At 65.3% G+C, this 14,313-nt stretch carries 12 protein-coding genes; 3 read left to right on the top strand and 9 right to left on the bottom strand.

Annotation, left to right across the window (positions count from 1 at the left end; all coding sequences use genetic code 11):
- Window positions 1-19: 19 nt before the first annotated feature.
- From GC127_RS23240 to GC127_RS10420, 5 genes are all read right to left on the bottom strand, one after another.
- Window positions 20-1,930, bottom strand: a complete 1,911-nt coding sequence (locus GC127_RS23240; protein WP_151977840.1) for a glycosyltransferase family A protein — start codon at window positions 1,928-1,930, stop codon at window positions 20-22.
- A gap of 3 nt (window positions 1,931-1,933) precedes the next feature.
- On the bottom strand, window positions 1,934-2,149 hold the full coding sequence (locus tag GC127_RS10435; RefSeq protein ID WP_151977841.1) for a hypothetical protein: 216 nt from the start codon (window positions 2,147-2,149) through the stop codon (window positions 1,934-1,936).
- Window positions 2,146-3,450, bottom strand: a complete 1,305-nt coding sequence (locus GC127_RS10430) for a glycosyltransferase family A protein (RefSeq protein WP_254700058.1) — start codon at window positions 3,448-3,450, stop codon at window positions 2,146-2,148. The genes GC127_RS10435 and GC127_RS10430 overlap by 4 nt, the downstream gene beginning before the upstream one ends.
- 131 nt (window positions 3,451-3,581) lie before the next feature.
- On the bottom strand, window positions 3,582-5,987 hold the full coding sequence (locus GC127_RS10425; protein ID WP_254700819.1) for a YbcC family protein: 2,406 nt from the start codon (window positions 5,985-5,987) through the stop codon (window positions 3,582-3,584).
- Window positions 5,984-7,570, bottom strand: coding sequence for an NADH-quinone oxidoreductase subunit L (locus GC127_RS10420; RefSeq protein WP_008281351.1), 1,587 nt, complete (start codon window positions 7,568-7,570; stop codon window positions 5,984-5,986). The genes GC127_RS10425 and GC127_RS10420 overlap by 4 nt, the downstream gene beginning before the upstream one ends.
- Window positions 7,571-7,669: 99 nt before the next feature.
- Between GC127_RS10420 and GC127_RS10415 the strand changes: the two genes are divergently transcribed.
- The gene (locus GC127_RS10415; protein ID WP_151976060.1) at window positions 7,670-8,545 is read left to right on the top strand and encodes a LysR family transcriptional regulator; all 876 of its coding nucleotides are present in this window, start codon (window positions 7,670-7,672) and stop codon (window positions 8,543-8,545) included.
- Window positions 8,546-8,554: 9 nt separating this feature from the next.
- On the opposite strand, the gene rimO is transcribed toward GC127_RS10415, so the two are convergent.
- Entirely contained in the window at window positions 8,555-10,000 is a 1,446-nt protein-coding gene (gene rimO / locus GC127_RS10410; protein ID WP_254700818.1) for a 30S ribosomal protein S12 methylthiotransferase RimO, read from the bottom strand.
- Window positions 10,001-10,111: 111 nt separating this feature from the next.
- On the opposite strand from rimO, the gene GC127_RS10405 reads away from it, so the two are divergent.
- A complete protein-coding gene (locus GC127_RS10405; RefSeq protein ID WP_151977984.1) occupies window positions 10,112-12,049 on the top strand; it encodes an AsmA family protein in 1,938 nt (645 codons plus the stop codon).
- 50 nt (window positions 12,050-12,099) lie between these two features.
- Window positions 12,100-13,296 carry a bifunctional 2-polyprenyl-6-hydroxyphenol methylase/3-demethylubiquinol 3-O-methyltransferase UbiG gene (locus GC127_RS10400; RefSeq protein WP_151977982.1) on the top strand — a complete coding sequence of 399 codons (1,197 nt, stop codon included), beginning with the start codon at window positions 12,100-12,102 and terminating at the stop codon, window positions 13,294-13,296.
- A 55-nt stretch (window positions 13,297-13,351) separates the two neighbouring features.
- Here GC127_RS10400 and rplT read toward each other — a convergent pair whose 3' ends face one another.
- The 3 genes from rplT to GC127_RS10385 all read right to left on the bottom strand — a co-directional run bounded on the left by rplT (window position 13,352) and on the right by GC127_RS10385 (window position 14,293).
- Window positions 13,352-13,717 carry a 50S ribosomal protein L20 gene (gene rplT, locus GC127_RS10395; protein WP_008279521.1) on the bottom strand — a complete coding sequence of 122 codons (366 nt, stop codon included), beginning with the start codon at window positions 13,715-13,717 and terminating at the stop codon, window positions 13,352-13,354.
- A 14-nt stretch (window positions 13,718-13,731) separates the two neighbouring features.
- Window positions 13,732-13,932, bottom strand: coding sequence for a 50S ribosomal protein L35 (gene rpmI / locus GC127_RS10390; RefSeq protein ID WP_008279522.1), 201 nt, complete (start codon window positions 13,930-13,932; stop codon window positions 13,732-13,734).
- Window positions 13,933-14,068: 136 nt separating this feature from the next.
- Window positions 14,069-14,293: a hypothetical protein gene (locus tag GC127_RS10385; RefSeq protein ID WP_008279523.1), complete on the bottom strand. Its 225-nt coding sequence runs from the start codon at window positions 14,291-14,293 to the stop codon at window positions 14,069-14,071.
- Window positions 14,294-14,313: the final 20 nt, after the last annotated feature.

The raw sequence follows: 14,313 nt of genomic DNA, 5'->3' as shown, positions 1-14,313 counted from the left end.
GGGCGTCTGGTCAGCGCCCCTACACTGTCTCTGCTGGCACCTCTCCGGGTGCCAGCATTTTTTGTCCGTCTTCCCATACAACCGGCAGATAGCGATGCGGCTCGGTCACGGCCTGTCCAGGCAGGCGACGGTACCGGGCAGAGCGCACCACCTCACCATGGCAAAGCACCCGTACCGCCTCTCCGTCCACCAGATCACGCAGGGCAGGATGCAGCAATAGCCCCGCCTCCTCCGGCATCGACAGATCATAAAGCGGCACCAGACCCGCGCTGCGCCCCGCCGCACGATCCTCGGCCAACCAACCAAGCAGCGCCTCCACCCCGGCATCCCGCACCGTCATCAGCCCCGCATACACCCGGTCACATTCAACCTCTGCCCTCCCAGAGCACAGCCGGGCAGGCGCGGGAAAGGGGCGCGCGCCACCGGGCCGATACCACAGATGCGGGGCACGCGCATGGTGGTGCATCTGCGCCTCATAATACTCGCGCCGCGCCCCGTAATAGAACCAATCCATGCCGGTTGCCCCGTCCCCCGTCGCGCTGCCCTCGCTGGCCCGTTGCAGGGCCAGCGGGCCGGTGTCGGGCGAGGCAACCGCCCGCGCGCCAAAAAGATGCTGCACCCGGCGCAGCAATTCACTATCGGCGGACACGCGCACCGCGTCCCATCCCCCCAGACAATCGCGCACCAGATCGGTGGGCAGCATCAGCGAGGTCATATTCTCGAAAATCAGGGCGCCTGTGCCGGTCCAGCGACAGGGGCGCAAATCGGGCATGGACCGCGCCTGCTGGCTCAGACAGCCGACAAATCCGGGATTGCCAAGCAGGAATTCCACCTGACAGCGCAGCCGGTCAGGATGCGACCAGTCATCGGCATCGTGCAACGTCAGAAACCGCCCCTGCGCCTCGGCCAACCCGGCATTGCGCGCACCATAAGCGCCCCGGTTCTGGTCCAACCGGATCAGGCGGATGCGCGGATCACGCGCCGCATAGGCCGCCACAATCGCCGCCGTATCATCGCTGCTGGCATCGTCGATCACCAAAAGCTCGAACGCCCGCCAACTTTGCGCCTGCATCGCACGCAGCGCCGTTTCAATCGTCGCCGCACTGTCATGTGCCGCCATCAGCACGCTGACAAGCGGCCCCTCCTCTGCCCCCGCAGCGCCCGATGTCGCTGGGATCAGCCGGTCAAGCAGCGCCGCCGCGCCCTCTGCCAAGGCCACCGGCGCATGACCAGCCAAATCCAGCGCCGCATTGAGACAGGCCAGCGCCTCGGCCTCGGACCCCGCCCACCAGATCCGCGCGAGATGCAGAGCCGGGGATTTCGGCGCATCCTCTGCCATGGCCTCTGCCGCCGCCCGATCCCCATCTCGCGCCGCCGCAATCGCCATCACCGGGGCCAACCGCGCCAGCGCCGCACCCGAAATCTCTTGGCGACGTGCCAGCCAGGCACGCGCCTCCGCGCTCTCTCCACGCTGCAAGGCCATAAGGCCCAGCGCCTCTGCCGCCCCGGCAGCGGCCTCCGGCCCCATCTGCCCCTTGGCCATGTCCGCCAGCGCCGCCCGCGGCCCAGCCTCAAGCCCGCCGGTTTCCAGCAAATCGCGCAAATGCTTGAGCCGCCGCAGGGGTGCGGGTACGCGCGCAGGCCCCGCACCGGGATGTGCCTTGCGCCCTTCAGCCTGCCCAGTGGTCAGAAAATGCGTGAACGGATCAAGCCCCGCCGCCGCGACATCGGGATTGGCCGCAAGATAGGCACGCGCCGCGAACTGCGGCCCCGGATCACGCGCCAAAAAGACCCCGATCCATGCATAATGCGTGGCGGGATCAAGCGGCAGACGCGCGACATCCGGATAGACCCGCCCATACCAGCCCGCGTCAAACCATGCCGACCGGCGCAACCGCGCGACCGCTTCGGGATCAACATCGGGCCGCATGGATCAGCGCCGCCGCGCGCGCAACCGCGCCAAAAGACCAGAGGGCTCAGGGGAAGCACGAAGCGCCTCCAACTCCAAAAGCCGCGCACTCAGCCGCGTGATCTCATCCTCGCGCGCGGCCAGCGTTTCACGCAGCGCCTCGACCTGTTCCAGCAGCAGCCGGTTCTGGGCGCGCAACGCGGCCATGCCCCGCGCAATATCATCCTCTGGATCGGTCACGGCCCCTCCGGAATACTGCCCTGTTTGGCGCGAATATGGGCAAGGTTCGGCCCCAACGCCTCGCGCGTCGAAATATTATCAAGGCCAAGACTGTCCACCACATGATGCCCGGTGATGACCGGCAGCGCGACCGGGTCTGACAGGGCGGTATACCGCAGGATCAGATCCCAATCCACCAGCCGCGTCAGGGCAGTATCAAACCCACCCAGCGTCTTGACCAGCCCACGCCGATGCACAAAACTGTTGAGGTCGATGAAATTCTCTTCGGCCAGTGCCACCCGGTCAAAACTCTGAAACAGCACATCGCTCCACCCCTGCGAAAGGTTGTGCCGACAAATCGCGGTATAGGCGCTCTGCGCCCCCGGCACCGCCAGCAATCCGCCCACCGCATAGAGCAGGTGATCCGCCTCCCAGTAATTGTCACTGTCGAGATAGGCGATCACGTCGCCCTGCGCCAGCGCCAGCCCAGCATTGCGCGCCGCCGACACCCCCGCATTCTCCTGCCCAAGCAGGACAAGCCGCCCCGCCGCCACAGGCTCGGGAAACCGCTGCTGCAACAGCTCCAACGTGGCATCGCGGCTGCCGTCGTCGATCACGATCACCTCTTTGGGCGCGTAGGATTGCAAGAGGGCGGATGCCACCGCCGTCACAACCGTATGCGCTCGGTTCCAAGTTGGCAGGATCACGCTAACCTCCGGTCTCTGCTGCCCCAAAAGCGCCAGCGCCTCGGCGCGCAGCGCCTCTTGCAGGTCGCGACAAGACCGGGGCGCGGGGCAGGTCTCGATCAGCGCCCCCAGAGTTTCCCCCCCTTGATCCAACCAGCGCGGCGCGCGCCCCTCCGCCGCCCCGCTTGAGAGGTAATGCGCCAGCGGATCAACCCCGGCCAAGGCCACATCCGGATTACTCGCCAGGTACTCCTCCGGCGAAAAAAGCATGGCGCGCTGCGCCTCCGGCAGATCAGGCAGCACCTGCGCCAAAAGCAGGCCCAGCGCCCGCGCCCTGCCCGACAGCCTGTCGGCCTCTTCCGCTTTTTGCGCCGCGCGCAGGGTCAATAGCTCGAATTGCGCGGCCTGCGCCGCAATCCGGCCTTTCAACCCATCCTGCGCCATGCGCATCAGCAGCGCGCCCAGAAAATCCGCTAGGGGTGTTGCCCCCTCCTGCGCCTGCACCCACGCCTGCGCCGCCTGAAGCTGCGGCCCAAGCGCTACCGAAGCTGCCCCGTTCTCATCGGTCTGGGGCCGCTCCAGAAACCGGCTGAGGTCCGCCAACATCTCTGGCATGTCAGGGGGCGGCAGGGGCATGACACAAGCCTTCTTTCCGGTCGGACATCAGTCCGGGGATTGCGGGTCAGGACCACGGCCCAAAGCGGGCGCAATCCTGTCCAAGGTTTAATGCGCCCCTTCCTGCGCTGCAATCTTTTCCCCGGCTGGCCTCAGGCCGCCGCGCGAATGCCCCGTTCCTCGCGGCAGGTCTGCCACTCTAACCCGCCCCGATAGCGCTGCACGATCCGTCCCGCATCATCCAGCAACATCAGATGCAGCCACCGATTGTCAAACAGCGCACGCAGATCGGGATGCCGCGCCAGAATACCCGTCACCGCCTCCGCCGGGGCCGCAACACACACCGTCAGGCGCAGCGGTTCATGCATGAAGTCCGCCCCGTCATGCACTGACTGCCACGGCAGCCCCACCCGCAGGGTGCCACCATTGCCCTCGACCACGCCAACCCCGCCAGTCACATTATGCAACAGCTTGTTGCCCGCGCCGAACACCTCGAGCGCGACCACCGATCCATAATATTGCAGGCTGATCCAGCTTGCGACAACGACCGGCGCGGTCAGGATCAATTCCAGCACACCAAAGCCGTCGTCTTGCCGCCAGTCATAGTCGTGCAGAAAGGCCCGCCCCCCCAACGGCTTGCCCCGCGTCCGGTCGCGCGGTGCCGCAACAAAGGCGTTGCACCCCGCCAGCCCCCATTCGGGCCGGGTTTCCGCCCAATCGGCGCTACGTGCGCCAATATCGCCCCCCTTGCCCGCACGCGGCAGGCGCAGCGCACGCTCCGTCCGCGCCAGTGCCCCCGCCTCTTGCAAAACCATCTGCGCGCGCTCCAACAGGGCCGGGATCACGGCACAACCGGGATCTTGCGCATAGAGCGTCACCGCATCCGTGGTCGTATCATGCATCCCCGCGACAAAAACCGTATCATGGGGAATGTTGATCCCTTCCGCGATCAGCCCGGCACGCACCTCCGCCTCATTCAGCAGCCCCGCCAAAAGCCGCGCATTGGCATCGCCGGGATAGCCACCACAGGCTCCGCAGTGCAACGCGCTGGCATGCGGGTTGTTCACCACACGCGCCCCATGCCCCACCAACAGCACCAGAGGCGCGAAATCCCCGGTCAGCGACATCGCCCGCAGAATGGCCGCAGCCGTGGCAATCCGCTCGGTCAGGGTAAATTCGGCGCTGAACTGTGGCGCAGGGGGGATGTTGTGGCGCGGGGCCTGTCCCAAAGCATCCCGCAAGAGTTTGCCCAGATAGACCGGCCCGGTCGCCTCGACAAAGGCAAAGGACGACACCGCCGCCAGCTTGAACCGCCCCCAGGCCCGCGCCGCCCGCGCCCCGAACCGTGCGGCCTGATCGGCACCCGCCGCGCTCGGGGCTGTGGCCGTGCTCGACAGTTTCGGTGCCAGCAACACTGGCAACCGCGCCTCGATCACATCCGAAGCGAAAATGCGATGCCCATGCGCCAAGCCAAAGAACCCCGCAAAGCCAAGGGTTTGAATGCCGGGATCCAGGCTTTCCAGCGCGCGCCGAAACACCTCGGACCGCACGTCGATACAGAACGCCGCCTGAAGCGTGGGGCGCGCCTGCACCTTCTCGGCCACCTCCGCCTCCAGCACCTCGGCCAAATCGCGCTGCGCCGCCCGCTCTGCGGCCTCTTGCAACACACACGCGGCCAGCTGCGCCGGTGTCGCGCATGCCGGCGTCGCATGGGTGGCGCGTATGTCCGCCCAACGTGCCGCAATCTGATCGCCATATTGCGCGAAGAGCGCTGCTTCCCAAACCAGCCGGATCGTCAAAAGGTCCGTCGTGATCGGCTCTGCCTGCCCGTCCATCTCGGCTTGCCACAACCGTTGCCGCGCCAGTTGCGACCAGCCCCCAAGCCCCAGCAAAAGCTGGTGAAAATAGCTCTCCGCCGCGCCCGCCTCCAAACCCAAGGCGTCGCAGGCCAGTGACAACGCCACCCGCGCGCGTCCTGGCTGTGCTGCAACGCGCGCCGCAAACCCGGTCAGACCCGAGATTTCCGGCGTCAGGTCCCGGCTGGCAAAAATCTGCCAGCTTTCATAGGCTCCGCGCCCCGCCGTCACCTGCCAGAGCGCTTGACCCGCATCGAAATAGCCTGCCGCCCACGCGCCAATGCGCGCCTCGATCAGGCCCGGCCAATCCACGCCCGACACCTCCTGCGCCAGATGCGCGAGGGTGGGCAATGCCTCGGGCGTCTCTTGCTCCGCCTCTGCCGCCGCCTTCAACGCAGCCACCGTCGCGGGCGCCCCCGCAGGGGCCTCTGCCAGCGCCGCCTCAAGGTCAGCCGCAGTGATCCGCCCCTCGGCAATCCGCGCGCGATACCAGGCATTCGGCATCGTCACCCGCAGGCCCGCGATCCGGCCCAGCTTGGCCGATACCTGCGCCAAACTCTGCCCCGTGTGCCCAAGGAAGGGATTGACCGCAACGGTCGCCTCCAGCGGCCAGAGCGGCGGAATAACGCGGCTCACCTTCTCCGACAGGGCAATCAGTTCCAGATGGGGGCCGGTAAACCCGGCATGCGTCTCGCTCTTCATGATGCCGCTCCCTTGCGCGCCCGTGGCCGCGACCAGACCCGCAACAGGCGGTCCTCGACGGCATTGATGTAAAATCCGTTGGTGATATGCACCCGCAGCCCCTGCGCCGCCGGATGATGCGCCCAGAGCGGCAGGGTCGATTGCGCCACCGCCACCGCGCCGAAACTGACCAGCGCCAACAGGATCAGCGCCCATTCCAGCGGCCCCGCCACAGGCGCAGGCGGCAAGACACCAGCGGTCAGCCATTCCGCACCCCGTTGCAGCGCAAGATACGCCACCGTCGCCAGCACCGACATCTGCGCCGTGCGCCGTGTCAACGCACGCGGGGCCGCATCCGCCAACCCCTGCGCCAAGAGATAGGCCACACCAAAGATCAGGATCGCGCCCAGCGCCACTGCCTGCGGCGATTTCGCGCCAAACCCGATCAGCGCGCCCGAGGCAAGATAAACCAACCCATAAATCGTGATCGCCAACCCAAAGGCCCGCGCGACAGAGCGCAGCCCCGGCACCGCCACCGGCCCCGGCCGCCGCTGCGCCGCCACCCGCTCAATAGCGCCGCCCGCCGACAGGAACGCATGCGCCTTATACAGCGAATGTGCCACGATATGCAGCAGGGCGAGCGGAAAGAGCGCCAAACCACATTGCAGGATCATGAACCCCATCTGCGACACCGTGGACCACGCCAACGAGACCTTGACCGTCGGTTGCGTCAGCATCACCACCCCGCCAAAAAGCGCGGTAAACCCGCCGATCCCCACCAGCACCGCCAGCACCAGCGGCGACAACAGCAGGACATCGGCAAACCGGATCAACAAAAACCCGCCGCCATTCACCACCCCGGCATGCAGCAGGGCCGAAACCGGCGTGGGCGCCTCCATCACCTCGGTCAGCCAGCCGTGGCTCGGGAATTGCGCCGATTTCAGCAGCGCCGCCAGCGCCAAGAACCCCGCCGCCGCCGCTGCCAGCGCGCCGCCTTCGCCCAACCGCGCGGCACTCAGGATGCCCGCGATCTGCGTGGTTCCATAGGCCGCAACCAGCAGCAGCGCCGCACCGATCAGCGCCGCATCCCCCAGCCGCGCAGTCACGAATTTCTTATAGGCCGCGCGCTGCGCCCCGATCCGCTCGGGGTAAAACAGCAGCAGACGATGCAGACAGAGGCTGGTGGCGATCCACGCCCCCACGAACTGCACCACCGTGCCCGACAGCACAAGGATCTGCACCGCCGCCAGCGTCGCCAAAAGCCACAGGGCAAAGCGGGCCTGCCCCGCCTCGCCATCCAGATAGGTGCGCGCATACCGCGCAACGACCCAGCCGATAAAGGCCACCAGCATCAGCATCACGGCGCTGACCACATCCACCCGCACGGCGATCACATGGCCCAGCACGCCCGGCGCGGCCCCATCGCCCGCCCCTGTGACCATCAGGATCACCGGCATCGTCAGCGCCACTAGTAGCGCCACAAGGCCAGCCCCTTCCGCCAGCCACGCGGCGCGGCGCGGGGTGATAGTCCGCTGTGCAGGGATCAGGACTGCGGCAACGATCAGAACGACAGGCGCAAGCAGGGGCAAAAGATGGATCGGCATGTAACCTCCGGGGGCAAATGGCTCTCCCGGTGATAGGCAAAACCCAGCCATAATAAAAATTCATTGCTCCAAACAAATCATTCTTCTAAAGAGAACGATATGACCGAAATGAACTACAACCACCTGCGCTATTTCTGGGAGGTCGCCCGCGACGGCAACCTCACCCGCACCGCGGCCCGGCTCAACCTCTCGCAATCTGCCCTCTCGGTGCAGATCCGCAAGCTCGAGGATCGTCTGGGCCAGCCTGTGTTCGAGCGGCGCAATCGCCAATTGCACCTGACCGAGGCGGGGCGCATCACGCTCGACTATGCCGAAACCATCTTTGGCGCAGGGCAGGAACTCATCGCGACGCTGCGCCAGACCGGTCATGCGCAACAGGTGCTGCGCGTGGGGGCACTCGCCACGCTGTCGCGCAATTTCCAGATCGAATTCCTGCGCCCGCTCTTGGGCCAGCCTCAGATCGAACTTGTCCTGCGCTCCGGCACCTCGATCGAATTGCTCCAGGGGCTAGAGGCGCTCAGCCTCGATGTCGTGCTCACGAATGTGGCCCCCAGCGCCGATGCGCTCACCAGCTTCATCGTGCATCCCGTGGCGCAGCAGCCCGTCAGCGTGATTGGCACCCCCGCCCGGATCAAGGCCGCAGACAGCCTTGCCGCTTTGCTCAGCGCCAATCCGATCATCGTGCCCACGCTCGAATCTCCGGTGCGCGCCGGGTTCGACGCGCTCTGCGCGCGGCTCTCGATCCGCCCGGTGCTCGCCGCCGAAGTCGATGACATGGCCATGATGCGCCTTCTCGCGCGCGAGGATATCGGCCTTGCGGTGCTGCCCCCCATCGTGGTCAAGAACGAACTGGAATCGGGCCTCCTGCAAGAGGCCGCCCATAGCGTCGGCCTCACCGAACATTTCCACGCCGTCACCGCCAAACGCAGATTCCCCAACCCCCTCCTCGCGCAACTCTTCGACCGCGCGCTTTGAGGGCGGTGCTTACCTGTTTTCTTGAAAAGAAAACGAACCGGACCCTTTTAAAGGGTCCGGCCGCAATCCCCCACCCAAACCCTTGCCTGCCCCCCCCCACAAATCATACTCCCCCGCCTCATCTACGACGACCGAAACGATATCCCCGACCGACACCCCCTCTGTCCCCTCATCAATAAACAGGTTCCCGTCGATCTCCGGCGCATCCGCCTTGGTGCGGCAAGTGGCGATGCCGTCGGCGTCGATCTCGTCCACGATCACCTCCATGCGCTGCCCCACTTTGGCCGTCAGCTTGGCCTCGGAAATCGCCTGCGCCTTTTCCATGAACCGATCCCAGCGCTCTTGCTTGACCTCAGCCGCCACATGATCGGGCAAGGCATTTGACCGGGCGCCGGCGACGTTCTCATATTGAAAACAGCCCACCCGGTCCAACTGCGCCTCATCCAACCAGTCCAGAAGCGTCTGAAACTCCGCCTCGGTCTCGCCCGGATAGCCCACGATAAAGGTCGAGCGCAGGGCGATCTCGGGGCAGTCCCGCCGCCATGCCGCGATCTCGTCCAATGTCTTGGCCGCCGCCGCAGGCCGCGCCATGCGCCGCAGCACCTCGGGATGCGCATGCTGGAACGGAATATCCAAGTATGGCAGCACCAGCCCCTCAGCCATCAGCGGAATGAGATCGCGCACATGCGGGTAAGGATAGACATAATGCAGCCGCACCCAAGCGCCCAATCCCCCCAGATCCCGCGCCAGATCGGTGATATGCGCCCGGTGCCCCCGCTCTTCGGCGTGGCGGATATCAACGCCATAGGCCGAGGTATCCTGCGAAATCACCAAGAGTTCCTTGACGCCGCTTTCCACCAGCTTGGCCGCCTCGCGGATCACCGCATGGGCCGGGCGGCTCTGCAATTTGCCGCGCATATCGGGGATGATGCAGAATTTGCACTTGTGGTTACAGCCCTCGGAAATCTTGAGATAGCTGTAATGCCGCGGCGTGAGGCTGACACCAGAGGCGGGCAAAAGATCAATGAAAGGATCAGGGCTGGGCGGCACCGCCAGATGCACAGCATCCAACACCTGCTCATATTGATGCGGGCCGGTCACAGCCAACACGCGCGGATGCACCCCGGTGATATACTCGGGCTCTGCCCCCAAGCAGCCCGTCACAATCACCCGCCCGTTTTCGGCCAGCGCCTCGCCAATCGCCTCAAGGCTTTCGGCCTTGGCGCTATCAAGAAAACCGCAGGTGTTGACGATCACGGCATCCGCCCCGGTGTAATCGGGCGAAATGCCATAGCCCTCGGCGCGCAACCGCGTCAAAATCCGCTCACTGTCCACCAGCGCCTTGGGACAGCCAAGGCTGACCATGCCGATGGTCGGCTGGCCTGCGCGGGGCGTGTCAGTCAAACGCGCACGCGGCGCAAGATCGGGGCGGAGGGTGGGAGGGTTCTGAGCCATGGGCGCGATATAGCTTGCCCCCGCCCGCCCGCAAAGCCCAAAAGCGGTTGCCCCGCCCCATGCCACACGCCTAGACTATGCCCGAGACAAGCAGGCAAAGGGGGCGATGCCATGCGCTGGATATTCCGGGCCTTGGGGCTGGTCATGGTCATGCTGGCCATCGTCCTTGGTGCGCTCTTTTTCCTGCCGGGCGAGCGGATCGCGCGCATCGCCGCCGATCAGATCACCAAGGCGACGGGCCGTCAGGTCACAATGTCCGGCGACACCAAGATCAGCTTTTATCCCATCCTCGGCGTGTCCACCGGCGCGGTCGAAATCGCCAATGCCGATTGGTCTGACGCAGGCCCGATGCTGCGCGCCGACAGCCTCAAGATCGGGGTGGAACCACAGGCGCTCTTTGGCGGCGATATCCGCATCACGGGGCTAGAGGCGGTCAATCCCGCGATCCGTCTGGAACGCGCCCGCGACGGGCAGGTGAATTGGGAACTGGGGGTCGAAGGCGTGGCCCCCTCGGGGCAATCCGATGGCCCCCTTGCCACCTCGAACCGCCTCGCGCTGACGCTTGACCGCGCGCTCATCACCGGTGCAAGCCTCAGCTATACCGATCACGCCACCGGCACGGTGCAGGCCTTCTCGAACTTGGATTTCGACCTGCGCTGGCCCGATTACGATGGCACCGCCACCTTTGAGGCGGTGCTGCGTCAGGGCAGCGCCCCCGTCACCCTCGCGGGCCATCTCGATCAGGTGGGGCAATTCATCGACGGGGCGGTCACGGGCCTCTCGGCACGGCTATCGGGGCCGGGGGGCAGCGTGGGGTTTGCCGGGCGCGGCGGGGCGCAACCGCAACTCCAGGGGCGGCTCGACATTGACCTTGGCGATACCGATGCCTTTCTGGCGGCCCTTGGCCTTGACCGGCTGGAATTGCCCCCCAGCCTTGGGGCCAGCATCAAGGGCGGCACGGATCTCACCCTCACTGATGCGCTCGATCTCTCGCTGCGCAATCTAACGCTGAACCTCGGCGGCAATGCCATTGCCGGGGCCGCCGATATTGCGCTTGGCGGTGACGTGCCACGCATCAACGCCCAGATCAACGCAGGCGCGCTTGACCTCTCACGCTTTGCCGGGGCCGACAGCACTGGATCGGCCAGCCCCGACAGCGGCTGGTCCACCAGCCCGATCGACGCCAGCGCCCTTGCCCTCGCCAATGGCGAAATCGCCCTCGTCGCCGATAGCGTCAATCTGGGCGATCTGAAACTGGGCAAGACCCGCAGCCTGATGACACTGGACCGCGCCCGCGCCGTGTTCGAATTGCGCGAATTGCGCGCCTATGACGGGCTCATCACCGGGCAATTCGTGGCCAACAACCGCTCTGGCCTTTCGGTCGGGGGCACGCTCAAGGTGAGCGACCTCAACCTCGAACGGTTCTTGACCGATGCCGCAGGCATCACCCGCTTTGCCGCCGCCGGCAACGGCGAGGTAGAGTTTCTGGGCGTTGGCAATTCAGTGGATGCGATCATGCGCTCGCTTTCGGGCAAGGGCAGCTTGCGCACTGGGCGCGGCGTGATCTCGGGCATCGACCTTGACCGGCTGATGCGCGCGGGCGATGTGACGGGCGGCACCACGATCTTTGACGCCATGACCGCCAGCTTTACGATGGCGGACGGTAATCTCATCAACCAAGACCTCGCCATGAAACTGCCGCTCGCCCGCGCCTCGGGCCAAGGGCGTATCGGGCTTGGCGCGCGCGATATCGACTATCTGTTTACCCCCGTCCTGCTCGAGGGCGAGAACACGCGCGGCCTTGCCATCCCGGTGCGGATCGAGGGGCCATGGGCCAATCCGCGCATCAAACCGGATCTGGAAAAAGCGGTGCGTATGAACCTCAAGGCCGAGCGCGACAAGCTGGAGCAAGAGGCCAAGGACCGGCTGGAACGCGAACTGCAAGAACGCCTCGACCTCGCCCCGCAAGAGGGCCAGAACCTCGAAGATGCCCTGCGCGAAAAGATCGAGGACAAGGCCGCACGTCAATTGCGCAAGCTCTTCGAATGAGGCGCGCGCAGAATTGAGTATTTTTGCCAAGAAGAACGGGGGCCGCGCCCATGAGTGAGGTTAAGGCGCAATACGAAGCCTTCCCCTATCCCGCCCGCGATCCGGCAGACGAGGCCAAGCGCCTGATCACCGGCTCGCCGTCGCATGTGCTGGAAATTGACCATTTCCTGTTTCAGGGGCGGCGCGACTGGCGCAAACCGTTGCGCGCCTTGGTGGCAGGCGGCGGCACCGGCGACGGGCTGATCCAACTGGCGCAGCAACTGAAAAACGCAGGTCGCGCCGCCGAAATCACCTATCTCGATCTTTCGACCGCCTCGCGCGCCATTGCCGAAGAGCGCGCCCGCGTACGCGGTCTGAGCAATATCCGCTTTGTTACCGGCAGCCTGCTAGAGGCCGCAACCCTTGGACAGTTCGACTATATCGACTGCTGCGGCGTGCTGCATCACCTGCCCGACCCGGCGGCAGGGTTTGCAGCACTTCTGGCGGCGCTGGCGCCCGGCGGCGGCATGGGGTTCATGGTCTATGCCCCCTATGGGCGCGCGGGCGTCTACCCGCTGCAAGAGGCCTTCGGCACGCTCTATGCGGGCCTGCCGCCCGAGGCACGGCTGAAGGCCGCCAAAGAGGTGGTGGCCACCCTGCCCGAGGGGCATCCCTTCCGATCAAACCCCAACCTTGGCGATCACAAGGACAGCGACGCAGGCTTTTACGATCTGCTTCTGCATTCGCAGGACCGCGCCTTTGATGTGACAACACTGGTGGAGACACTCGAACAAACCGGCTGGGCGCTCTCGGGCTTTGCTCTGCCAGTGCTCTATGACCTCAGCCGCATCACTGCCGTGCCCGCGCATCTGACCGCAACCCAAGCCATGGCCCTAGCCGAAAAACTGCGCGGCACGATCAAAACCCATGTGGGCTATGCCACCCGCGCGAGCGAGGCGCGCAGCCCTGCAAGGGGCCAAGACCGCGCGCTGATCCCGCATCTCAAGGGCCTGCGCGCCCCGGATCTCGCGCGTGCCATCGCCCAAGGCCAGACGCCCAAACTCAGCTTCAACGGCATCGAGGCGCGGCTCAGCCTGCCAAAACACGCCGCCCCCCTTCTTGCCGCCATCGACGGGCGTCGCAGCCTCTCAGAAATTGCTCAGGCAACCGGCACCGATCCCATTGCCTTTGGCAGCCTCTGGGCGCGGATCGAGCGCGACTTGGCCGATCACGGCCTCCTGCTCTATTCCGGCATCCTGCGCACATGAAGAAACCGCCGCCCGGGCCAACCGGACGGCGGTTTCAATCACGATGTGAACCGGCTCAGGCGGCCAGCGCACCCTTGGCTTGCTCGACGATGGCCCCGAAAGCGGCGGGCTCATGCACGGCCAGATCGGCCAGAACCTTACGGTCCACTTCGACCCCGGCCAATGCCAGACCGTTGATGAAGCGCGAGTAGGTCAGCGATTCATCATGCGCGCGCACAGCCGCGTTGATCCGCTGAATCCACAGCGCGCGGAAATTGCGCTTGCGGTTCTTGCGGTCGCGGGTCGCGTATTGGTTGGCCTTGTCGACGGCCTGCGCGGCCACCTTGAAGGTGTTCTTGCGGCGGCCATAGTAACCTTTGGCGGCCTTGATGACTTTCTTGTGACGGGCGTGGGTAACTACCCCACCTTTGACGCGTGACATATCCTAAATCCTCCTTAGCGCGCGTAGGGCATCATTGGCTTGATGATACCTTCATCAGCTTTTGACAACGTGGTCGTACCGCGAGCGTTACGAAGGAATTTATTGCTGCGTTTGATCATGCCATGGCGCTTGCCGGCCTGTGCGGCCACCACGCGGCCCGAGGCCGTCACTTTGAACCGCTTTTTGCAGCTCGACTTGGTCTTCATCTTGGGCATTTCCGGCTCCTCTATTAGGTCGGTAGAACCGCACGACTCGGCATGCCACATCTGGCCGGTCCTGCGGGATGAGCGCGCCGTATACGCGGCACCGCTCGATTGTTCAAGAGGGTTTGGCGGGTAGAGTTTGCGCGCCTCAACTCACGTAGCGCGCAATCACCCGCACCAACACTTCGGGCAGATCACCAAAGCTGTAGCCACCCGGCTTGGTGCTGATCGCCCAGACCATCAGCCCCCCCGATGCCATAAGCGTAAACGTCGCCACACGCGGCGGATGTCCCTCGGAAAAGGCGGAAATGATCGAAGGTATGGAAAACACCCCCAACACCATTCCAATGGCCATCGCCAGATCAGGGTCCATCACATACCTCCGGGAAATAC

This window comes from Roseovarius sp. EC-HK134 (assembly GCF_902498815.1).
Lineage (GTDB): Bacteria > Pseudomonadota > Alphaproteobacteria > Rhodobacterales > Rhodobacteraceae > Roseovarius > Roseovarius mucosus_A.
Note: the sequence above shows the minus strand (reverse complement) of the source record. Positions and strands in the feature narration are given on the sequence as shown.